Raw genomic sequence first — 22838 nt, 5'->3', positions numbered from 1 at the left:
GTTCCCGTCAGTGAAGCTCAATTTCCATCATCCGCATACAGTTCGGCAACTTGACCGGCCATTGCTTTGATTTGATCTTTCAACAAGATTGGCTCCAGCACCCGGATACTCGTTCCAAAGGTAAGCAGATATCTCGGAAGATGTTTGTTCATCGTTGGGACATCGATGAGGAACCGCGCTTCGGCATAGGTACGTTCCGTCAAATAGTGATGCATGTGCCAATGGCTGCATATCGCATCCAGGCTCTTCGTATCTCCTTCAATACGGATCAACACCATCGGTCCTTCCGCTTCCCGTTCCTTGTGCGATTGTTCGCGGAAATAGTCCTCTGTGGAGAAATTTTCCGGCGTGGTAAAAAAGGCTTCGGTCCGGAATACGTTCTCGATCCGGTCCACACGGAAAGTACGTATTTCCGAAGATTGGTGGCAGTATGCGATGAGATACCATTCGTTTCTGCGTAAGGTCAATCCATAGGGATCGATATTCCGCTCTTTTGCCATATGAGAGTTTTCTTTACGGTAAGAGATATGAAGCGTCTGTCCGTCCAGAATGGCCTGTTCCAATTGCCGGAGCATAGAAACGATGCCCGGATGGGACGCGGAAGAGATTACACTAAAGCCGCTCGTTAGTCGCTGCAGATCCAGCATCTGTTCTTCATTCAAACTGTGTTCGATTTTGTCCAGCGCATTCTCGAGTTCATCCGTATACGGATACCCGACCCCCTTCGCGAACTTCGATGCGTCAATGATCGCCTTCAGTTCTACTGCCCGAAAAAATAAAGGCGTTTCCCTGAAGGTTTTCAGTATATAGAACCCTCCGTCATGCCCTGAATCTGCAACGATCGGAACGCCGCTGGCGCTTAATGCATCGATATAGCGGTAGACCGTCCGAACGCTGATCTCCAATTGATCCGCTATTTGCGCGGCGGTCAGCTTTTTTCTGGATTTAAGCATCCAAAGGATGGACAGCATGTTATCCCATTTTGCCAAGATGAGGTACTCCTTCCAAACCGTATTCTTCAAAAAGTATACCGTTGAAATGAGTGCGGAGGAAGTCTCTTTATAAGGGACTTCACTGAATGAAATTTTAACAGATAACAAAAAATCCCCAACCTCCACATTGGAGATTAGGGATTGATTCACTTCGCTTTCGTTAAGCCTGCACAGGCTCGCCCTGAAAAACTTTCAACTCCATTGGAGAAGCCAGCAGAGTTTTGGCCGTCTGTACGAATGCCTGGAAATGGTCGCTGCTGTTGTGCACCTGAACGGCTCCAAAATCCTTCCAAATCTCCACCATTGTATAATAGTGCTCTTGCTCCACGAATTTGAACAATTCATAGCTGATATTACCCTCTTCCGCTCTGGTAGCAACAAGCAGGCTATCGGCTTCCTTCAAAAAGCGTTCCTCTTGCTCCGGCAAGATGTCAAGTTTGGCATGGACGATGATCATGATGTGTACTTCCTTCCTTGATGTTTTATAGTGCGTATTCAGGATAGGCTTATATTATTGCTGCAATCGGGTAAGCATATCCTTTAAATTTACCATTTCCTCATCGTAAATATTTTTTATTCTTCTGAACTTCCAAGTTTTTTTCTTCTACTCGAACCGCTGCACCCTAGCTCGAATAAAGGGAGCAGTATGTACGATCAAAATTGCCGGCCAGCAAATCTTGATCAAGCCGTCGCAGAATAACTTTGATTTTATCCCGAAAACAAATTTATCAGGAGACCCTGTCTCCGGGCTTAATACTCTCTTATATCTGATATAAGCCGCGATTTACGCGGCCTTATCAGAAGATAGGATTGGTTTTTTACGTTTCCGTTTGTTTATTGGGTGATTATCTCAAGTATTTTCCCGTGATCGACTGCTCCGCATGGATGATCTCCTTAGGCGTGCCTTCGAATACCACCTGTCCGCCCTTGCTGCCCCCGTCCGGTCCCATATCGATAATCCAGTCCGCTTGGCTGATGACTTCCAGGTTATGCTCAATGACGATCACCGTATTTCCGGCATCCACCAGGCGGTTCATGATCCCGAGCAGGTGACCGATATCCGACATATGCAGGCCGGTCGTCGGCTCGTCCATCACGTAGATGCTTCCTTTCTTATGCAGCTCGCTAGCCAGCTTGATACGCTGGCATTCCCCGCCAGAGAGCGTGCTGAGCGGCTGGCCGAGGGTGATGTAGTTCAGTCCCACATCGTTCATGGCCTGAAGTTTGCGGACAACCTCTTTGATCTGGAAAAATTCCAAAGCCTGCTCCACCGTCATCTCCAGTACTTCGGCTATAGACTTGCCATTCAGCTTGTACGCAAGCACTTCTTCTTTAAATCGTTTCCCACCACAAACCTCGCATGGCAGCTTTACGCTCTCGAGGAAGGAGAGGTCCATGTACACAACGCCCAGCCCTTGGCAATTCTCGCAGGCCCCCTTGGAGTTGAAGCTGAATAAGCTTGGACTTACCTTGTTCGCGGAAGCAAACGCCTTGCGCACATCATCCAATATGCCCGTGTAGGTCGCGGGATTCGAGCGTGTCGACACGCCGATTGCCGATTGATCGATGACGATGGCGTCCGGATGCTGACTGAGGAATACGTCGTTAATCAAGGTGCTTTTCCCAGAGCCGGCGACGCCGGTCACGACGTTCAGCACGCCGGTCGGAATATCGACGTTTACGTTCTGCAAATTATGCAGATTGGCATCTCGGATCGACAGCTTTCCGGAAGGCTGCCTGCAATCTTGCTTCAGCTGGAGCTGACGCTTCATATGTGTACCCGTCAATGTGCCGGATTCCAGCAGACCAGGGTAGCTTCCTTCATAGACGATGGTTCCTCCGCGGCTGCCGGCATGGGGACCGACGTCGACGATATGATCCGCCACCTTGATAACGTCGGGATCATGCTCAACCACCAGCACCGTGTTGCCTTTATCGCGCAGCTTCTGAAGCAGTTCATTTAACCGGTGCACATCGCGGGGGTGGAGTCCGACACTGGGTTCATCGAAAATATAAGTGACATCCACCAGGCTCCCGCTCAAGTGCTTCACCATTTTGACGCGCTGCGACTCGCCGCCGGATAAGGTATCCGTCTCGCGGTCCAGCGTCAAATAGTCGAGACCGATATCCACCAGATGCTGCAGCCGTTCCGTTAGCGACTTAACCATCGGGGCCGCTGAGGCATCGTCAATCTCCCGAATTACGCGGATGAGATGTCCGACTTCCATGGAAGATAACTCCGCAATGTTGTGTCCGTTAATTTTGCAGCCCAGCGCCGCTTGGCTAAGTCTTGCGCCATGGCAGCTGGAGCAAGGCCCCTCGGTGATGTACGGAGCAACGGTTTGCTGTGTTCGTTCGGATTTTGTCTTGACGTCCTGTTTGATGTATTTGTTGGTGAACTTCTCGATCACGCCTTCAACGGTAATATTGGTTGCCTTACCGGCGAAATCCATTTTCACTTTCCTCGCCTTGCCATACAGCAGCTGCTCCAGATTTTCATCCGAATAGTCGCTGAGCTTCATTTCCGGATCAAAGGAACCCGACTGGATAAGCATGTTCCATTCCCATCCGTCCACCGTATAGCCCGGCAGCATAATGGCCCCTTCCCGGAGCGATTTGGACATATCCACCGCTTTGCTCATGTCGACACCGAGGCTGCGGCCGATTCCGTTACATTCGGGACACATGCCTTGCGGATCGTTAAACGAGAACATGTTCGCTCCGCCAACATAAGGCCGGCCCACTCTGGAAAAGAGCAGCCGGAGAATGGGAGAAATATCGGTAATGGTGCCCATCGTGGAGTGGGATCCTCCGCCCAGCCGCTTCTGATCGACAATGACAGCCATGCTCAGGTTTTCGATTGCATCCGCATCCGGCTGCGGATATTTGGGCAGGAACGTTCGCACGAACATACTGAAGTTCTCATTCAGCAATCGCGTAGATTCTGCGGCAATCGTATCGAAGACGATCGATGACTTGCCGGATCCGGATACCCCGGTGAAGATCGAAATTTTTCGCTTGGGTATTTGCAGGGAAACGTTTTTGAGATTGTTTTCCCTCGCAGCCGAGATGACGATATATTCCTGATTCGATTCGCTCATGGCTAACATCCTTCCGTTCGTGATCGTTTCTATTTATTCCATTCGTATTGTACCATTCATCGTCTAAAGAAAGTCTATGATTCATGCAAAAGATATCTTAGCAGATGGAACAATCCGGAGATCCATACAAAGAAAAGGCAGCTCAACGAGTGAGCTGCCTTTACGTTTTACTGTGCTCCAACGACCGGATGCGGAACATATGGCTCTTCCAGAAATGCAATCTCTTCCGGAGTTAATTTGACGGATAGCGCACCTACAGCATCTTCGACCTGGCCGATTTTCGTCGCCCCTATGATTGGTGCAGCTACCGATTCCTTTTGCAGCAGCCATGCAAGGGCGATATGGATACGGGGTACACCGCGTTTCTCTGCAATCGAAGCTACTCGTTCAACGACCAGCCGGTCTACATCCGCAGTCGCATCGTACTTGGATTTTTGGATTTGATCGGTCTCCGATCTGTGCGTCGTTTCCGACCAATCACGGATCAATCTTCCTGATGCTAATGGACTGTAAGGGGTCACCGCTATTTTTTGATCCTTACACAGCGGCATCATCTCCCGTTCCTCTTCACGATAAATAAGGTTCAGGTGATTTTGCATAGAGACAAAACGAGTCCATCCATGCTTCTCCGCCGTATGCAGCGCTTTTTGAAACTGCCACGCATACATGGCGGAAGCACCGATATATCTGGCCTTTCCGGCCTTCACTACATCATGCAGGGCTTCCATGGTTTCTTCGATCGGCGTGTTGTAATCCCAGCGGTGGATGATGTAGAGATCCACATAGTCGGTCCCTAGTCTTTTCAGGCTTTTATCAATTTCGCTCATAATCGCCTTCCGGGAAAGTCCCCCGCCGTTGGGACCTTGATGCATGCGTCCCCAGACCTTCGTGGCGAGGACAATCTCGTCCCGATTCGCATAATCCTTTAAAGCGCGTCCAGTGATCTCTTCGCTGGTTCCCCCGGAATAGACATTCGCTGTATCAAAAAAGTTGATCCCAAGCTCAAGCGCCCTTTTTATGACCGGGCGGCTTCGCTCCTCATCAAGCACCCATTGATGCCCTCCCGGCTGCACTTCGCCAAAGCTCATACATCCAAGGCATATCCGCGAGACATCCATACCCGTATTACCGAGCTTGATGTAATCCATATCTCAGGCCTCCGTTTCGGATTGTTATGTAAGCGCTAATCGTCGACTTCCATTATTATTCCCATGAACGAACATGCAATTGATAAATATACGCGATTTGTTTATTACTGAACAAATTTATTAATATTGTTCATTATTCGTTAAAATGAGCAGTGGGTCAATAGGAACAGAATCGTTTTGCTGATCATGAATCACACCACATGGAGTTTTGGCACGTAAAAAAATAAGCCGCGATTTACGCGGCATCATTTAACTTAAATCATATAACAAAATTCTTCCGGCGCTTTCTCCTTGAGTCCGAACTCAAACGTGTCTTGGCGAAGTCCGCGCCGGAGTGTCTCGAGGGCCATCACTTCGGTCGGAGCGATATTTCCCAAGTGAACATTGGAACCGAATTTGTGCAGGAGCATGGCCTGTTGGTTTTTAAGGGGCGCCTCCCAAATCAGTGTCCGGTGATCCGGGACGAATTTGAGGATGTCGTCAATCACATCTTCCCTGCATTCCCCGTGTTTGTCAAAAATACCGACGCTGACCCCCGACTCGCGGGCTTCGACCGTAACAAATTCGGCGCCTGCAGCCAGGTCCAATTCCACGGTATCTGCAAGAATAGCGGCATCAATCAAGGAACCGGACAGCTTCTTGCCAAATTCGGAAAAAACCCGTAGTCCGCGCTTCTTTCCTTCCCGGATCAGCTCCGTACGTTTTTGGCGGGACAGTTCGATCGTACCGTCGGATACTTCAAGCGCATTAAAACCAAGACTGCACACGGTATCAAAGAACGCAGGCACGATATCCTGCTGAACGGCAATTTCCAGCAAGGTGCCGCCTGTCATCACGGATATGCCGTGCTGTTTGGCCAGGTCGATTTTATACAGGAGCATATCCGTCCTATACAGCGGGGCCGTTCCAAATCCAAACTTGATGCAGTCAATGTAAGGCGATGCGGTTTCGATCACATCTGCGAACGTATTTCTGCCGAGGCCTTTATCGATGACCATCGTCAACCCCCGGTCCGGATCCCGAGAGACGGCTGCGTCTTTCTTTTCCTTATTGGAATCGTCGCGGGTCCCGCTCGGGTCACGTAACTCCCTGGGCCACACTGCACGCATGGAGTTGTTCATGTTGGATCTCCCTCAATTCTTTTTGGTTTGTCGTTTGAATCCCATGACATGCATATCATATGCGGAGGGGGCATGACACGTGCCCAGGTCCGGGTGATCATTCCTCTACGAATGCTTCGGAGAATTCGGCGGTTAGCTCCCAAACAAAAAAAGAGGGCTTTCCCTCCTATTCCCGCGGACGGTATTCCTCTTCTGTAGGCAGCCGGTAACCGTTCGCGCCCGGATTGATCGTTACAGCCCATTTTATTTTATAAAAATCGGCTTCATGCCTCGTCCATCCATAGAGCGTCAAATATCCGTTTCCGGACGGCCGCAAAAATACCCATAGCCCGCGCTTCCTTAAGCTTTCGGACTATGGGTACGTTAATAGTGAATACTAGGGAATACCTCTGAATCTTATTGTACGAGCCGGTTGATTAAAGTCTATGTATGAAAGCCTACGATATAACCCAATGAACTCAGACTCTCTCCCCCTCTCTTCTCTGTTTACATGTGTACAGCCATCACATTCCTCTCCATCTTTTCTTCATCTTCCTGCTAACCGTCATGATTATTTTCAAAAAAAATTTTACGTATGCTTTACAATCGGACATTTTACAAAACTCATGGTTATCCAACTGAGATCGTTCTGTCCGGACCGAAATGAGTTCAAGCATTCATGTATTGAGCCTTGAAGAGTTTCGGGCACGAGACTGCCCATTGCGGATTTAAAGCTGAAGGAAGCAGTTCTAATGTGATTTTCCCTAAATATGGATTATTAAAGGGCTTTCATCGAGATTGGCTTTTATAATGATCGTCAATTCGTTTCATACGCGGCTTACATTCCCGAGTTAATCTTGGAATGTGGGAACGGTCTCACATTCAGAAAGCGGGGTTAGATATGAGTCATACGATCAGGGAAATTGCTCAGTTGGCCGGGGTCTCCAAGTCAACCGTGTCCAGAGTTATTTCGGGAAAAGGTTATATCCACCCGGAAACAAGGGACGCGGTACTCAAAGTCATTGAAGAACTGCAATACAAACCGAACGCTGTAGCCAGGGCCATGGTATCCCAGCGGACGCACAACATCGGAGTCCTGATTTACCGCAAGGAGTACCCGATTGCCTCCCATCCGTTTTACGGCAAAATTGTGGATGCCATTCTGGCGACCGCAGCGCGCATGAACTATTCCGTCTTTGTGACGACGGATCATGAGATGTCGCTTCGATCCGCCGATTTCATGCTGGAGAAACGCGTGGACGGACTCATTCTGATCAGCCGGCTGCAGCAAAATGTGATCGATTATATTCACAACTTCGGCATTCCTTACGTCATGGTGAACGGCTCCACCGATGTCGACAATGTGGTACATGTCGTCAACCGGGATCAGGACGGAGGCATGATGGCAGCCGAATATTTGACCGGTCTGGGGCACAGGCAAATCTTCGTGCTGGCCGGGCCGCAGACCCACCGGAGCCATTATTTAAGGTTACATGGCTTTCGCGATTATTTGCATAGTATTGGATCTCCTCTCGATCCGTCATCGCTCGCCTACCCGCAGGCCTCTACTTTTGATCAAGGATACGAAATGATGCGGCAGCACTGGCCTGATTTCAAGGCAGGAGGCTATACAGCCCTCTTTGCGACGAATGACATGATAGCGCTCGGCGCGATGAAGTTTCTGATCGAGCAATCGGTCCGCATTCCGGACCAAGTGGCTGTCATCGGTTTTGATGGCATCGACGTCGCCTCCATTTATACGCCTTCCCTAACGACGATCAGGGTGGACACCGAAGCGATGGGCAGAACCGCCTGCACCATCCTGGACAAGCTGATCGACCAGCAGCCGGTTAACGAGTTGGATATCGAGCTGGTACCTGAACTGATTATTCGTCAATCTACGTAAATCCATATCAGTCAAAACGAAAGGAGTCTGATCCATGCGCTGGTATTTCAAAGCCATCGGACCAAAGAAAATCTTTGAATTTGTCGCACTTGCCGTGTTTGTCATCTTCTTTATGGGGCCACTGCTCAACTTGGCGATTCTGGCCTTCACAGGTAAATGGAATTATCCCGATCTGCTTCCCTCCGTTTGGTCGCTGAAATGGTGGACCTTCGTCTTTCAGCAGCAGGACATCGCCAAATCCATCGGGCTTTCCTTTGTTATCGCGGCGCTTGTGACGGCCATATCGATCGTGCTCTGCATCCCGGCGGCGTACGCATTTGCGCGGATCCGTTTTCCGCTAAGCCGTTTTTTCCTGTTCTCCTTCCTTCTCACCCATGCTTTCCCCAAAATGGGCCTATACGTCTCGATCGCCGTGCTGTTCTACAAGTTTGGCCTGATGAACACGCTGGCGGGGGTCATCCTGATCCACATTATTAATGTGCTGATGTTCATGACCTGGATTCCGACCTCCGCGTTTCGGAACGTTCATACGGCGCAGGAAGAATCCGCGAGAGATGTCGGCGCCAGCCCGTTCCGCGTGTTCCGGAGCATTACGCTGCCGATGGCCCTGCCCGGGATCCTGGTGGCTTCGATCTTCACCTTTTTGAATTCCCTCGATGAAGCGCAGGGCACCTTTCTGGTCGGTATTCCTGATTTCAAAACGATGCCGATCGTGATGTATTCGATCATCAGCGATTATCCGGCGTATGCCGGCGCGGTTTTCTCCATCATTTTAACGGCGCCTTCCATTATTCTGCTGGTCGCTGCCCAGCGTTTTGTCAGTGCGGACGTGCTGGCGAGCGGTTTCCAGATCAAATAAATAGATCGCGATAGATGCATAAAGGAGGTCCCTATGAACATTCAATTATCGATTCAAAACCTGTCCAAACGCTATAAAACCGGCGATGGCGTATCGGATATCTCGCTGGACGTGAAGAAAGGAGAGCTGATCACCCTGCTTGGGCCTTCCGGATGCGGCAAGACCACGGTGCTGCGCAGCATCGGCGGTTTTCTGGAGCCGGACGCAGGAGACATCTTGATCGAGGGAAAGAGCGTGGTCAAGGTCCCGCCGGAAAAACGGCCCACCTCCATGGTATTTCAAGGCTACAATTTGTGGCCGCATATGTCCGTCCACGATAACCTCGCGTTTGGCCTTAAAATCCGCAAAATCAAAAAGAGGGACAGGGAAAAAGCGATTCAGGACGTCCTGGAGCTGGTTCGTCTTCCAGGCGCCGGGAGCAAATTCCCGGCACAGCTGTCCGGAGGCCAGCAGCAGCGGATTGCCGTTGCCAGGTCGCTCCTGCTGAATCCCGCCGTCTTGCTGCTCGATGAGCCTTTCTCGGCGCTGGATGCGAAGCTTCGGCACGAGATGCGCGAGGAACTGCGGGAAATCCAGGCCAATACCGGCCTGACCATGGTTTTTGTTACCCACGATCAGGAAGAGGCGTTATCGATTTCGGACCGGATTGTCGTCATGAATCACGGCAACATTGAACAGATCGCATCCCCTCAGGAGATCTACGATATGCCGAAATCGCTCTATGTAGCTCAGTTCATCGGGAAAATGAACTTCGTAAAGGGGGTGATTGACGCAGATCAAATTACGGTTGGTTCTCTCCGTTTCCCGAATCCCTCCCGTCTCTCGGGCGATGTCACGGTCGCCGTAAGGCCGGAAGATATTATTCTGGATCAGGCCGGCGGCAGCGGTCTGCCGGGCATCGTCAAGCAAATCATGATCCTCGGGCATTATGCCGAAGTTTCCGTCGATTTGCAAGGTTATGGCACTATCCGTGCCTTCCAGGCGCGCGATCAAATCAAAGAACTGTCTAACGGGCAGTCCCTGTCCGTTCAGTTTGCTAAGGTAATCGCTTATCCGTAAGGCAAGGCAAAACCGGATCAACCAACTTTACAACTTTTAGGAGGGTTTACTTCCATGTTGAATAAGAAATCGGCATTTGCATTTGTTACTTCCTTTGTCCTCGCTGCTTCCCTGCTGTCCGGCTGCGGCAGCAGCAAGGACAGCGGCACGAGTTCAGCTGCTGAAGGTACAGATACGTCAAGCAAACAGGTCGAATTTTCGTTTTATTATTCCGGATCACAGAACGTGGACGATTTGTGGAAAAATTTGATTCCGATGTTCGAAGAAAAGAATCCCGATATCAAGGTTAAAGCCGTATACGTGCCGTCGGGTACAGGAGCGCAGCCGACCTACGACCGCATCCTTGCCGCGAAACAATCCGGCAAAGGCTCGGGTGATATTGACCTCTTTGAAGATGGCCTGGGCGTGGTGACCAAAGGGCAAAAAGACGATTTATGGGACAATTTAAGTACGGACCATATTCCCAATTTGAACAACGTGGACCAAAATACACTGAACGATGTGTCTAACCTCGCGATCCCTTACCGTTCCTCGGCGGTCGTCCTTGCCTATAACAGCGAAACCGTCAAAGATGTGCCGAAAACGCTGGACGACGTATATGAATGGATCCGCAGCCATCCGGAGCGGTTTGCCTACAACGATCCGTCAACCGGCGGTGCAGGAAGCTCCTTCGTCACGACCAGCATTTACAATTTTTTGCCCGAAGATGCGATTCATAATACGGATCCCAGCATTGAAAGCCAATGGGATCAAGGATTCTCCCTCTTAAAGGATCTGGGCAAATACATGTATGGCAAAGGCATCTATCCGAAGAAAAACCAAGGCACGCTTGATCTGCTGACGAGCGGCGAAGTCGACATGATTCCGGCCTGGTCCGACATGGTGCTGGATCAGCTGGACAAAGGACAGCTTCCGGAAACGACAAAAATCACGCAAATCACGCCTGGATTTAACGGCGGGCCGACTTACTTGATGGTTCCGAAGTTATCCGAGAAGAAGGACGCCGTGTACAAATTCCTGGATTTTGTGCTGTCGCCTGAAGCCCAGAATGTGGTCGTCGATAAAATGCACGGCTTCCCGGGCATCAAGCTGACGAACATGTCGCAGGAAGTTCAGGATTCCTTTAAAGGCGCTTCCGAAGGATTCCGTTCGTTCAACATCGGCGATCTGGACAAAGACATCAACAAACGCTGGCAAAGCGAAGTGGCTGCACAATGAGCAAATCCATAAAAAGAGGGATCCTGGGCATTTCCATGGTCCTTCCTTCCTTTCTCGTGCTGGTGCTGATTGTCGTCATCCCGATCATTAGTTCGCTTCGGGAAAGCTTGAAGAATGAGAACGGCGGGTATGATTTATCCAATTACGCCTATTTGTTCACGGACAAATTGATGCGCTCCAACATTATTTTCACCTTGGAAATTACCATTGTTTCCTCCATCCTGGTGTTGCTTATCAGCTATTCGCTGGCTGTGTACATGCGGTTCAACAACGGCTTCGCGGTACGATGGATCCGGCGCACCTACATGATACCGATCTTCATCCCCTCGGTCATTGCGACGTACGGCCTGATTCAGCTTCTCGGCAACCATGGATGGATGGCAAGGATTTTGTATCATCTGGGTACGGACAGCTTTCCAAGGATTATATTTGACATGAAGGGCATTATCCTCGCGAATCTTTGGTTTAATATTCCGTTTACGACGATGCTGCTGGGTTCGGCCTTGTCGGGCGTCCCTGATGCCGTCATTGAAAGCGCGAAGGATGTAGGTGCCGGACGCCTGAGAATTTTTTTCCGGCTTATTCTGCCGCTGACGTTTAAGACGCTGCTCGTCGCTCTCACCTTCGTATTTATGGGTGTGATCGGTTCCTTCACCGCCCCCTTCCTGATTGGACCCAATGCGCCGCAGATGCTGGGCGTGTCCATGGAGCAAATTTTCAGCGTGTTTCAGGACCGTCAATTGGCAGCGGCCACAGCTTTCTTCACCTTCCTGCTTTGCTCTTTTGTCGGATATTTCTATATCCGCTCCATGATCAAAGAAGAAAGCGTGCGTTCATCATGAATACTTTACTCATTAATGTACAGGGAGCTGTCACACCAGAGTGCTCCAAAACGCATATCGCTTACCGTTTTTTTCTGGAAAATTCCGGGGGCCGCATGAAAATCGATTTTTCCTATAGTCCAAAAAACCTGCAGGATGGCGTCAAGGCTAGAACGCTGATTGAGCAGGGCCTTGATCGATATGTCGAGGATGAACTCAGGGAACAGGCCAAGTCCAACTGGGAGTCCTATCTTCCGCTCAAAAATTTGATCACGCTGTCCGTTGACGATCCGACCGGTCACCGTGGGGCTGCCCACCGCCATGATCCGGAGCAGCATCTGCTTCTTTCCGGGCTTGAATCGTCTCCCGGACTAAGTAAAGGGACGCTGCAGGCCGGCATGTGGACGGTTACCCTAAGCCTGCATGCCGTCGTGACGGACGATTGCCGTTACTCGCTGCAAATCTGGCATGAGGAGGAACATGGATGAACTGGATGGCTTGTGAGCTTCATACCCATACCTTCCACAGTGACGGCAGTCAGAGCCTGGAAGAACTGGCCGCAGGCGCAAAAGCGCTTGGTTTTGACTGCATCGCCCTGACGGACCACAACACGATGTCCGGCTTATGGAATAAAGAGTCGGTTGAGCGGCAGACGGGCATGCACATTATTCAGGGCATGGAATGGACCACCTTCTTCGGACATATGGTGACGCTTGGCGTGAAGGACTATATTGATTGGCGTCCGGTAGGTCCTGGTGATATTCACGCTGGACTCACCCGCGTCCACGATCAAGGCGGTATCGCCGGCATGGCCCACCCTTTTCGCCCCGGCAGTCCCATGTGCACCGGCTGTTATTGGGAATTCGAGCTTAGTGACTGGAATGATCTTGATTATATCGAAGTGTGGTCCACGACCTTTGCTCCGCTGAAAAATAACAACGCCCGCGCATTTCGCCTCTGGACCGACAAGCTGAACGAAGGCTTCCGAATCGCGGCAACTTCCGGCCGGGATTGGCACCGCCAGGAACTGACGGATGAACCGCTGTCCGTCACTTATCTGCTTATGGAGGAACATAAAGGCTCGATCACCGATAAGGCTGTAGCCGCGCTTTCCGCAGGAAGAGCCTCCGTTACCCTGGGGCCGCGGCTCGATCTAGGTATCAAAGTAGACAACAGACTTTACGGCATCGGGGATGCCATCCCGCAGGGGACCACACCGGATCACACCATCGAAGTGCAGGCAGCTGCCGATTTCGAAACCCGGAAAGAGCATTGGGAGCTGCCCGAACAAATCTATACCTTGCGCTTTCAAAGCAATCTTGGTATGGTATCGGAACTCCCCTATGCTGCAGATAGCAAGGGCTGCAATTTGACGCTTGCGCGCAAAGGATTGCGGTGGGTGCGTGCCGAGCTGTGGGGAACGATCCGCGGGATCCACACGATGATTGCTTTTACCAACCCCATTTTTTTTGATGAACCGGGAGGTGCGATAACGCGCAATGACAGCACAATTTCCACTGATTACGGCTCACAGCGGCTGTATGGATACGCTCGATAATACGTTGTTCTCGATCGAGACCGGCATCCGGCTTGGCGCCGACATCATTGAAGAAGATGTCCGGGTTACCCGGGACGGTATCGCGGTGCTTGCCCATGACGATGAATGGCAGACGGCGGAGGACGGCAGGCTCATTCGTATTTCGGAAATGAGTATGGCAGAATTGCAGGAGCTGGTGCTCAGCGTAAACTACGCCGGGAAATCCGGTACAATGACCATCGCTAGGCTGGATGAGATGCTGGATAGAGTCCGGGCTGCCGGTATCTCGGCGAATCTGGATCTCAAAACCGATGACAGCGTCGCAGCGGCCGCAGCGCTCGTCCATCAATACAAGATGGCGGACCAAGTCTTGCTGTCGGGATGCGGACCCGCCCGGGCCATGCTTGTGCAGCAAACGCATCCGGAGTTTAGGAAGCTGCTGAATGTCGACACGGATCTTTTTTTAACCCAGGATTATAGGGATGCGGTCCGTCGCTCCTGTGAGGATGCAGCCGCCGCGGCTTGCATCGGCCTCAACGTTCCGTACCAGCTGGTCAAAGAGGAACTCTTGGAACAGGCTGCAGCCCGCTCGCTTCCGGTTTTCGTGTGGACCGTGAATGAGGAGACCCTGATGGAACGATTCGCACGTATGGGAGTCGCCTCCATAACGACGCGGAACGTCGATGCTTTGGTCCGGCTCAAGGGAAATCTGCATACGGAAACAACAAAGGCCCCGGAATAATTCCGGGACCTTTTGCTGCATTTGCCGCTTCATCAGCAACGGATTCATGGGAGTCTTGCCTCAGCCATCAGGTGACAACCGACCCCATGTTCACAAACATGATTTGACCCGAGATTGCAGATGCATCGTCAGACGCGAGCAGGACATAGGTCGGCGCCAGTTCAAACGGCTGCCCGGGCCTGCCCATCGGTGTATCAGTGCCGAACGTGGTCGTCTCTTCCGCAGTAAATGCGGTTGGAATCAATGGTGTCCAGGTAGGACCGGGTGCTACGGCATTCACCCGAATACGCTGCTTGGACAGCGACAACGACAGAGACCGGGTTAATGAAACGATGGCGCCTTTCGTCGCGGTATAGTCAATCATATTCGCCATGCCCGAAAATGCTGTGTCCGAAGTCGTATTGATGATGGAGCTCCCCGGATGAAGATGAGGCAAAGCTGCTTGGATCATCTCAAAGAAAGAAATGATATTGGTATGGAACGTGTCCAGCAGTTGATCCCGGCTGATGTCCAAAATGCTGTTCCGGTGGTATTGAACGCCGTGATTGTTCACAAGGATGTCCAGTTTACCGAAAGTTCCTAGTGCAGCTTCCACTGCCTTAACGCAAGCCCCCTCTACCCTTAAATCCACTGCCAGCGTTTCGCATCTGCGGCCCAGCTGCTGAACGTAATATTTGGTTTCGGCCGCATCTTGATGCTCGTTTAGATAAGGGATAAATACATCCGCACCCTGTTTGGCAAATGCGACTGCAACGGCCCGGCCAATGCCGCTGTCGCCTCCCGTCACAATCGCCACCTTATTCTGCAGCCGTCCATTTCCTATATAGTCAGGATTATCGAAGATCGGCCGGGGATTCATCACATACTCATATCCTGGCCTCCGGTTCTGGTGCTGTGGAGGAAAAACGATCGGAACTTCTGTGCACTGCTGTTCCTTACCGATGTAAGGATAGACGGGAAATGGCATGGTCCAACCTCCTGCGGAACATTAGATACGCCAATATATTCCTGATCCAATGGAAAAATGATTATGCGTCTGTGATCCAGAGATGCCACGTTCAAATCCAATCCGAGGAAGTCATTATCCGAATAAATCTGCGATTCCGATTCATCTTCTCTTGCCGAATGATCTTGCCGCTGTTGTTCCGGTTTTAGATCCAATGCTGATCCCTAAATTCGAAAATATCGTCTACCGCTTGCGGATAACCACCAGATTTGCGCAAAGATTCACCCATACTTGCGGCGGCTTCCTTGAAAGAAGCACGGCTTAATACCAGATCCGCCGCTTCCCGCAGCTGATGGGTCGTCAAGCTCTGCATGTCTAACGTAATGCCCGCACCGATCCGGGCGACTTGTCCCGCGATGACCGGCTGGTCCGCGCTGAGCGGGAGAACAATGAGCGGAACCCCGTAGTAAAGACCTTCATGGGCGCTGTTCATCCCGCCATGTGTAATAAATAGCTGGGCGTACTGCAGCACTTCCGTTTGCGGAACGTAACTTTTTACGATGAAGTGATCCGGAATGTCTCCTAAATCGGATAGCGCAGTTTTATTCCCGATCGACATGACGACCGGGTGATCCGTATTTCCAAATGCCTGTAAACAAAGCTTATAGAAATCCGGTGCTTGGTTCATGACGGTGCCCAGCGAAATGTAAATGGGGTTTTTCCCCTGAATGGCAGTAAGGTCAAAGTCTTCTTCCACGGATCGCGAAGTGATGGATGGACCAACAAATTTATACGACGGGTCAAAAGTATCCCCATCCGGTTGGAATTCCCTTGCTGTATAGACAATCGTAAGCGGAGCAGGATTACAAAACGCCTCATAAGGAGAATGGATCTCTGCACCATATTTTTGCTGGATCATTGTCGTCAGGCTTTGATACTTATCGTTGATCGGTTTAGTGATGTCTTCAGGGACGCTGATGAAAGATTGTTCCATCATATGGTCGAAAGACTGTTTGGACTCTGCAAAAGTGCTGCATGAGCTGATGGCGGGAAGTTTAAGCATATCAGCCAGCAAACGTCCGCAGCCGAACATGGAGTCGTGGATGATGTAGTCAAAATGCTCTCCTTGGATCTGTTCAAGAACGCTGGGGATGACGACATCAGCCGTCAGCAAGAGACCGTTGACCCTTTCCAGCAAATAGTTTCTTCCACCGGAGATAAAGGCTTTGATGAATTTCTGATCGTCAATTGTTCGTACGTCCGCCCCCGCTTTCTCCAATCTCTCCCGAAAAGCTTCAATACAAAAGTACACCACTTCTTCTCCACGCGAGGTCAGCTCCTGCACAACGCCAATCGTCGGATTGATATGCCCTTCCGATCCCGAATTCATAAATAGAACTCGTGCCATATTCAATACTCCTTTCCGTATTCGCTGTCTTCGAAATGCGACATATCTCATTTCCCTATTTTAACACTTCCCAAAGGTTCCCTGTCTCATCTACGTTGCTTAAACGCCGTAATAGCCAGGGTTCATACTCGATCGTCAAGAAAGGCGAACGGTTCAACGGATTCAGAGGCGGGTATTTACTTTTCCCTTCTTTGAAGTTTATCTCCAGCGTCCTCCCTACCCGAAAATAACATCTTCAACAACGGCGGTGTGATGAGTGTCGTCAACACCACGACAATGACTACGGATGTGAAATATTTCTGCATCAGCAATCCGGACTCCAGACCCGCTGCCGCGATAATGAGGGCTACCTCCCCGCGCGATATCATGCCGGCCCCGATCGCCAGCGATGAGCGTCCGTTAAATCCGGTGAGCTTGGCACCCAGCCCGCCGCCAAGCAGCTTGGTCAGAATGGCCACGACCGTAATGACGCCCATGAACAGCAGTTGATTAGCAACACCTTCAAACGTAATGTTGAGACCAATGCTGACAAAAAACACCGGAACGAAGATGGAATAGGCCACCGGCTCCAGACGATCCTCCACATCGTGCTTGAAGGGAGTCTGGGAAATGGCAATGCCCGCCGCAAAAGCGCCAATAATGGCGGCTACACCCATAAGATCGGCAAAATACGATAAGGCAAAGCATACGATAAGCGCTCCGCTGATGACGGACTCGGTAACCCGCAGCGGCGCAAAAAGCTTCAGAAACCAAGGCACGGCCAGCCAACCGACAACGATGGCGACGACAAAGAACAGCAGCTTTTTGCCGATAAGCAGGCCAAGGGATATGTCGTGTCCGGTACCAAGCAAGCTCATCATAATAGCCAGCATGACAACGACGATGACATCATCCACAACCGCTGCGCCCAGGATCGTTGTGCCTTCCTTTGTGTTCAGCCGATCCATCTCTTTCAGGGTTTGAACGGAAATACTAACGGAGGTGGCACACAGCAGCAATCCTAAAAAGAGTCCCTCGTTATTGCTGAGGCCGAAGAAGGAAGCTGCACCATAACCGCCGACAAACGGAAGGATAATCCCTCCAACCGCTACAGCAAACGCCGACTTCCAATTTTTTCGCAGCTGATCCAAATCGGTTTCCAGACCGGCCATAAACATCAGCAGCAGTACGCCGATTTCAGAGAAAATGGATATAAATTCATTCGGATGAATCCAGCCAAGCACAGCGGGGCCGACAAGAATACCTGCCAGGAGCTTTCCCAGAACGGCAGGCTGACCGATCCTGACGAATAAATCGCCAAGCAGCTTAGTAGCGAGCAAAATAATAGCCAGGTATAGCATAATTTCCAACATTTAAGTGCCTCCTTCGAGTATGAATATATTGTGACCAGCCGTGAATTCAGCCATCCATATCCGGAAAAAGGCACAAAAAGAGCCCGTCAACGACAGGGCTCTCCTATAAGAACGCAGAAAGAGCCTGTCGTGACAGGCTCCTCCGGTGTTCCGATGTATGAATTTCTTATATTATACATGAATTGAGGCATTTATGCAATTTGTTCGCCAAACTGAATGATCTGTCTTTTTACCCTTAACAGGTTCACCATTTACGAATAGCGATCATAAAGGAAATCAGTGCCGCGATGGAGGAGATCGTCCTTACATGATTCCAGGGTACCCAGCCGGCTATATACTCGCTCCATACTTGCGGTCCCTCGGCAGCCCCCGGGCTCACAGCGGCTAAAGAATTATTAAGCGGCACATTAAAGACGGCCGTTACCAGAAACACTCCGATAAAAATAAACAAGCTGCCAATGATTACATAGGCCGCGCTATGGGTGCCTGATTTAAAGAACGAAGCAACTCCCAAAACGACGCTTAGAATGGTGGTCCCCATAAAGACCAGCATAAATAACGATTGCAGTATCGTCGAATTGATCGACTGCATGGCAGATATGCTCTGATCCGCAGGAAGGCGGGAAAGCGACGTCATCACGAATGCCGAAAATGTGAAAAATACGCCGGCCAGCAATCCGGATCCTAACGTAGACGCAAAGGTCAGATAATATAGAAAATTCACCACAGATATGTCCTCCTAGGATTTGATGGACCGCTATGTTAAACGATTGTTTTAATTCCAAGCTCCGGCTCTGGCCGCCAGCTGTGCATAGTTGAAGAAATCCCTTGGCTTCCTTCCTAATAATTGCTCCACGCCATCTGCCGGAATCTCGTTTCGGCCATCCAGCACGGTGGAAAACAAATAGGACAGCAGCGTGACATACTCACCAGCTACTTGTTGTTGTGCAAGCATGGATAGGAATTGTTCGAAAGTAAGCTCGAGATACCGAATATTCCGCTGACAGGCTTTCGCGATCAAGGACGTAGCTTCCGCAAAAGTTACCGCCTGCGGACCCGTCAATTCATACCGCTGTCCGATATGCCGGTCATCGGTCAAAGCCGAGACGGCTGCATCTGCAATATCGTCAGCATCAATGAACGGTTCTCTCACGCTTCCTGCCGGCAGTGCTACCACTCCCGCTTTTACCATGTCATACAGGAAGCTCTCGCTGAAATTCTGGCAAAACCAGCTGCAGCGGAGAATCGTCCAGTCCGCGCCGGAATGCTGCATTGCAAGTTCACTCCGCTGAGCTTCCTCCTCACCTCTGCCGGACAAAAGAACCAACCGGCGCACACCGGTTTCTACGGCCAATCTCGCGAACGAACCGATCGCTTGAGCAGCACCCGGAACGGCCAAATCCGGATAATAGGTAATATACGCTGCCCTCGTCCCTTGCAGTACCGGCTCCCATGTGGACGAATCGTTCCAATCAAAGGGCAGCTCAGCGGAACGCGAGCCGGAACGGACCGGTATTCCCTTTTGCAGCAGCTTCTCCGATACCCGACGCCCTGTTTTCCCCGTACTGCCAACGATTAGAATTGGCTGATTCATCATATCTCCTCCAATTTAAATTTAGTTGCACAAGCAAATATTGTGCGGTTGAATAACCGAATGTTCATGTCATTCGGCATTTTCCAAGCGGTTGCTTACTTCATTCAGTTGAAGGGAGAGTTCATCGTCCTGACTGTTTAATACCGTGTTATATCGCTGCCTCAGCTTTTGCCAACATTCGTGGATTTGACTTTCCAGATCTCTTCCCCGGTCTGTTGCGTAAATCAAGGACATTCTGCCTTCCTGTCGGCTGCTGAGCAGTCCTTTAGCTTGAAGGCTCTCGATGAGCCGCGTAATGGTGGAAGGCTTAAGATGGAGGCTTTGGCCGATTTCTTTCTGGGAGATGCCGTCCTTCTCCAGCACTGTCAGCATCAAAAACGCAGAGGTTGGGTTAAGTCCGCTCGGTGCAAACTCATCTTCGGCCATCTTGGTAATAATCCTGCTGAGACGATTGGCTGTGAAATATAAGCATTCTTTAAAATAAGTGTCCAACATGTCGCTGCCTCGATTCAAAGTTCAAATTAATGTTTGCACAAACAAATATAATACATTTTTTTCAGCTTGTAAAGACTGGAAATCAGAAATAACTTGCAAATTTTGAGCTGTGACCCGCTAGCCTTATTGCCTATCGTGATAAAAAGAAGACTGCCGGACATTTGCCGTACAGTCTCCTCTTCCTTACTTCGCAGTATGCTCCTCATCATATTCGCTGGACAATTCTTTCAGCGATTTGATTTTGCCATGGGGATGCTGTTCTTGCTTGCGTGACTTCCAGGCTGCTTCATTTCTTCTTTTCTGGTGAGCCATGACAGATATCCTCCTCTGGAAAGTGAGTTGTATACCACTTCCTTATGTTGTCATTCCAGGACCCTGTTCATACGTAAAAAAGGATCCGCCTCTATCCCGGTATAGCTCCTCACGACGTTCAGGCAGCGCGTTTCATGGTTTAGCCTTCCTCAATCGGATCTTGGGCTTCGTCAATTCGTAGCTGTGCTTAACCATCTCATGGATATCATCATCCTGGAGGTCCCCATCCAAGATCACCGTATTCCAGTGCTCCTTATTCATGTGATACGCTGGCGTCACTTCTTGGAACACACTGCGCAAAAAATCCGCCCGGCTCGGTTCGCATTTCAAATTCACGCACAAGTGATCATTGTGATGGAAAATCAGCGCAAAGCTTTTTTTGTTCCCTTTATGCCGGATTACGGTCCATTCTGCTCCAAACGGGTGGTCTTGATAACAGGCCGGATAGGACAGACAGTATTCAATGATTTCGTCGATCGTCATTGGTTTCCCTCACTGCTTGATTATTTTACAATTCGACATGATTACTTATTATAATCCAGCCCCATAGGTTTTTCATTTTTTTGTGAAGAGTAGAAGCAATCCGTAGATAAAATAAAGGATGCTCGCCGTTACGACGTTATATAGAAAAACAGGAATAGAAGTCGGCGCCCATACTTTAATGAATGCCCAAGGTAATCCTCCAAGCAGGATGGTCGGCAGCATGCATATAACTAACTACAAGAACGGCAGCAACCATACAAATATGAATGAGCAGCACAAGTCCATCACACCTTGTCCAATTGATGTTGTGTAACTCGTGTTCATATTGGCGAGAATCGCCACACCCAGTTGTTGATCCGGCTGCAAAATAAAATACGACGTAAATGACGGATTCTCACCGGCATAAAAAATAACCGTTTCCTTGCTTTTGTTCATGACAGCCCATCCGGTTGCATCATCAGTAATTTATCGTTGCGTATTCAAAAGAACTTCCCGGCTTTCGGTCCAGCGCCTGGCCCTGCAATGTTTTTACCGTCAGTTCAAGCGCGTTGTCCGCTTTGCTTTCAGGGATCCGGGTGATCGTATTGGAGGCGATGCCGCTGGTATGATGCAGCAGTTGATTAATCGTTATCTTTTGCGGCTCTCCGTGATAAATGAACTCTAACCATGGGATGTATTTTTGTACGTCGTCCATCCGATGCAGCAGCCCTTCCTTCTCCAGCTGCAAAATCGCTAAACCTCATGAATCCATTGCGATTTACTCATTTTCTTATGGGTATCCTTTTACCGTAAGTCAGCAGCCGCCATATCCATTCCATAGGCCCCATTCTAAACCGTTTAAGCCACAGGAAACTGAGCGGAACCTGAACGGCGTAGATGCAAAGTGCGATGAGGGTCGTATCCGTTACACTGACCTTCTGCTTCAGATCGAACAAGAATAGAATCAACACAATGATTGCCGTTTGGCCAAGATAGTTCGTTAATGCGGTTCGGCCGAAAGCAGCCAACGGTTTCAGCAACTGCTGAATGCGCCGGTTCCGGAACAAAAGCAGAAAAGTCGAGACATAGAAGGCTGCCATGACCAATCCTGATATATTCGCTCCTTCTTCATACCAGCTCGTCGGGAATGTTATGTATTGCAGGTAAATCGACCCCGGAGTCAGTGCGAGGCAGACCCATGCCGTCAGCCGTAATTGGGGCACAAATTCGTTAATTCTCGTAAAAAATCCGATTTGTCCGAGTAAAAGCCCCAGCAAAAACATCGCTAGCGTTACGGCATACTCGCCCAGAACGAGACTCAGCCCAAGTGCGGCTAGCATAGCAGCAAAATTAAAAGCAGGCTTTCGGTTATAAAATGGGATCAATAGAAAGCCGATGACAGCATAAACATGCAGTGCTTCTCCCGGTTGAAAAATAAAGTGGACCGCACCAAAGCCCAGCAGCGCGACAAGCCGCCTTATGAACAGAACGACCGCTTTGTCCCCCCTCGCCTTCGCCCGTGTAATGAAAATATAAAATCCGGTTCCGAACAATAACGAGAAGATCACATAAAACCGCTGCTCCACCGCATAATCGTAAAATCGGCTCAACCCCCAATCAATCGTTCCTCTTGAGGGGAACCCCGCCTCCATGATGCTCGTTATATTCACAAGTAAAATGCCCAAGAGTGCGAAGCCCCTTAAGGCATCCAGCACCGCTATTCTGTTTTTGGTCCGCTCATCCTGATTCATCCTCCATCACTCCTCATCTTGCTGTCTTCCGCCGC

24 protein-coding genes are annotated in these 22838 nt (G+C 50.1%); 8 read left to right on the top strand and 16 right to left on the bottom strand.

Annotation, left to right across the window (positions count from 1 at the left end):
* Positions 1–17: 17 nt before the first annotated feature.
* The 5 genes from FHS19_RS13775 to comA all read right to left on the bottom strand — a co-directional run bounded on the left by FHS19_RS13775 (position 18) and on the right by comA (position 6362).
* A complete protein-coding gene (locus FHS19_RS13775) occupies positions 18–989 on the bottom strand; it encodes a helix-turn-helix transcriptional regulator (protein WP_183582351.1) in 972 nt (323 codons plus the stop codon).
* A gap of 163 nt (positions 990–1152) precedes the next feature.
* Positions 1153–1449, bottom strand: coding sequence for a putative quinol monooxygenase (locus FHS19_RS13770; protein WP_183582350.1), 297 nt, complete (start codon positions 1447–1449; stop codon positions 1153–1155).
* Positions 1450–1837: 388 nt separating this feature from the next.
* Entirely contained in the window at positions 1838–4093 is a 2256-nt protein-coding gene (locus FHS19_RS13765; protein ID WP_183582349.1) for an ATP-binding cassette domain-containing protein, read from the bottom strand.
* A gap of 167 nt (positions 4094–4260) precedes the next feature.
* Positions 4261–5241 (bottom strand): aldo/keto reductase, encoded by a 981-nt coding sequence (locus FHS19_RS13760; protein WP_183582348.1) that lies wholly within the window; start codon positions 5239–5241, stop codon positions 4261–4263.
* A gap of 254 nt (positions 5242–5495) precedes the next feature.
* Complete coding sequence (gene comA / locus FHS19_RS13755; RefSeq protein ID WP_183582347.1) at positions 5496–6362, bottom strand: phosphosulfolactate synthase; 867 nt, start codon at positions 6360–6362, stop codon at positions 5496–5498.
* An 880-nt stretch (positions 6363–7242) separates the two neighbouring features.
* Between comA and FHS19_RS13750 the strand changes: the two genes are divergently transcribed.
* The 8 genes from FHS19_RS13750 (at position 7243) to FHS19_RS13715 (ending at position 14483) form a co-directional block, all read left to right on the top strand.
* A complete protein-coding gene (locus FHS19_RS13750; RefSeq protein WP_183582346.1) occupies positions 7243–8247 on the top strand; it encodes a LacI family DNA-binding transcriptional regulator in 1005 nt (334 codons plus the stop codon).
* A gap of 34 nt (positions 8248–8281) precedes the next feature.
* Positions 8282–9106 carry an ABC transporter permease gene (locus FHS19_RS13745; protein WP_183582345.1) on the top strand — a complete coding sequence of 275 codons (825 nt, stop codon included), beginning with the start codon at positions 8282–8284 and terminating at the stop codon, positions 9104–9106.
* A gap of 33 nt (positions 9107–9139) precedes the next feature.
* The gene (locus FHS19_RS13740; protein WP_183582344.1) at positions 9140–10165 is read left to right on the top strand and encodes an ABC transporter ATP-binding protein; all 1026 of its coding nucleotides are present in this window, start codon (positions 9140–9142) and stop codon (positions 10163–10165) included.
* 54 nt (positions 10166–10219) lie between these two features.
* Positions 10220–11383, top strand: coding sequence for an extracellular solute-binding protein (locus FHS19_RS13735; RefSeq protein WP_183582343.1), 1164 nt, complete (start codon positions 10220–10222; stop codon positions 11381–11383).
* A complete protein-coding gene (locus tag FHS19_RS13730) occupies positions 11380–12225 on the top strand; it encodes an ABC transporter permease (protein ID WP_183582342.1) in 846 nt (281 codons plus the stop codon). The genes FHS19_RS13735 and FHS19_RS13730 overlap by 4 nt, the downstream gene beginning before the upstream one ends.
* Before the next feature lie 95 nt (positions 12226–12320).
* Positions 12321–12692 (top strand): hypothetical protein, encoded by a 372-nt coding sequence (locus tag FHS19_RS13725; protein ID WP_246426566.1) that lies wholly within the window; start codon positions 12321–12323, stop codon positions 12690–12692.
* Positions 12689–13762 carry a CehA/McbA family metallohydrolase gene (locus FHS19_RS13720; protein ID WP_183582340.1) on the top strand — a complete coding sequence of 358 codons (1074 nt, stop codon included), beginning with the start codon at positions 12689–12691 and terminating at the stop codon, positions 13760–13762. The genes FHS19_RS13725 and FHS19_RS13720 overlap by 4 nt, the downstream gene beginning before the upstream one ends.
* On the top strand, positions 13704–14483 hold the full coding sequence (locus tag FHS19_RS13715; RefSeq protein WP_183582339.1) for a glycerophosphodiester phosphodiesterase: 780 nt from the start codon (positions 13704–13706) through the stop codon (positions 14481–14483). The genes FHS19_RS13720 and FHS19_RS13715 overlap by 59 nt, the downstream gene beginning before the upstream one ends.
* A 67-nt stretch (positions 14484–14550) precedes the next feature.
* On the opposite strand, the gene FHS19_RS13710 is transcribed toward FHS19_RS13715, so the two are convergent.
* The 11 genes from FHS19_RS13710 to FHS19_RS13670 form a co-directional block, all read right to left on the bottom strand.
* Positions 14551–15450, bottom strand: coding sequence for an SDR family oxidoreductase (locus tag FHS19_RS13710; RefSeq protein WP_183582338.1), 900 nt, complete (start codon positions 15448–15450; stop codon positions 14551–14553).
* Between the two features lie 184 nt (positions 15451–15634).
* Entirely contained in the window at positions 15635–16837 is a 1203-nt protein-coding gene (locus tag FHS19_RS13705) for a macrolide family glycosyltransferase (protein ID WP_183582337.1), read from the bottom strand.
* Between the two features lie 176 nt (positions 16838–17013).
* Complete coding sequence (locus tag FHS19_RS13700) at positions 17014–18186, bottom strand: cation:proton antiporter (protein WP_183582958.1); 1173 nt, start codon at positions 18184–18186, stop codon at positions 17014–17016.
* 247 nt (positions 18187–18433) lie between these two features.
* Positions 18434–18916, bottom strand: a complete 483-nt coding sequence (locus tag FHS19_RS13695; RefSeq protein WP_183582336.1) for an anthrone oxygenase family protein — start codon at positions 18914–18916, stop codon at positions 18434–18436.
* Between the two features lie 48 nt (positions 18917–18964).
* Positions 18965–19786 (bottom strand): NAD(P)H-binding protein, encoded by an 822-nt coding sequence (locus tag FHS19_RS13690; RefSeq protein WP_183582335.1) that lies wholly within the window; start codon positions 19784–19786, stop codon positions 18965–18967.
* Between the two features lie 66 nt (positions 19787–19852).
* Positions 19853–20209, bottom strand: coding sequence for a MarR family winged helix-turn-helix transcriptional regulator (locus tag FHS19_RS13685; protein WP_246426565.1), 357 nt, complete (start codon positions 20207–20209; stop codon positions 19853–19855).
* Between the two features lie 252 nt (positions 20210–20461).
* Positions 20462–20590 carry a DUF6254 family protein gene (locus FHS19_RS34565; RefSeq protein WP_219845392.1) on the bottom strand — a complete coding sequence of 43 codons (129 nt, stop codon included), beginning with the start codon at positions 20588–20590 and terminating at the stop codon, positions 20462–20464.
* Between the two features lie 132 nt (positions 20591–20722).
* Positions 20723–21073: an MmcQ/YjbR family DNA-binding protein gene (locus FHS19_RS13680; protein ID WP_183582333.1), complete on the bottom strand. Its 351-nt coding sequence runs from the start codon at positions 21071–21073 to the stop codon at positions 20723–20725.
* 234 nt (positions 21074–21307) lie between these two features.
* Positions 21308–21508, bottom strand: a complete 201-nt coding sequence (locus FHS19_RS34865; protein ID WP_246426564.1) for a hypothetical protein — start codon at positions 21506–21508, stop codon at positions 21308–21310.
* A 22-nt stretch (positions 21509–21530) separates the two neighbouring features.
* Complete coding sequence (locus FHS19_RS34860) at positions 21531–21800, bottom strand: serine hydrolase (RefSeq protein WP_246426563.1); 270 nt, start codon at positions 21798–21800, stop codon at positions 21531–21533.
* A gap of 34 nt (positions 21801–21834) precedes the next feature.
* Positions 21835–22803, bottom strand: a complete 969-nt coding sequence (locus FHS19_RS13670) for a DUF418 domain-containing protein (RefSeq protein WP_183582332.1) — start codon at positions 22801–22803, stop codon at positions 21835–21837.
* Positions 22804–22838 lie beyond the last annotated feature (35 nt).

The sequence above is a fragment of the Paenibacillus rhizosphaerae genome, assembly GCF_014192015.1.
Lineage (GTDB): Bacteria > Bacillota > Bacilli > Paenibacillales > Paenibacillaceae > Paenibacillus_AQ > Paenibacillus_AQ rhizosphaerae.
Note: the sequence above shows the minus strand (reverse complement) of the source record. Positions and strands in the feature narration are given on the sequence as shown.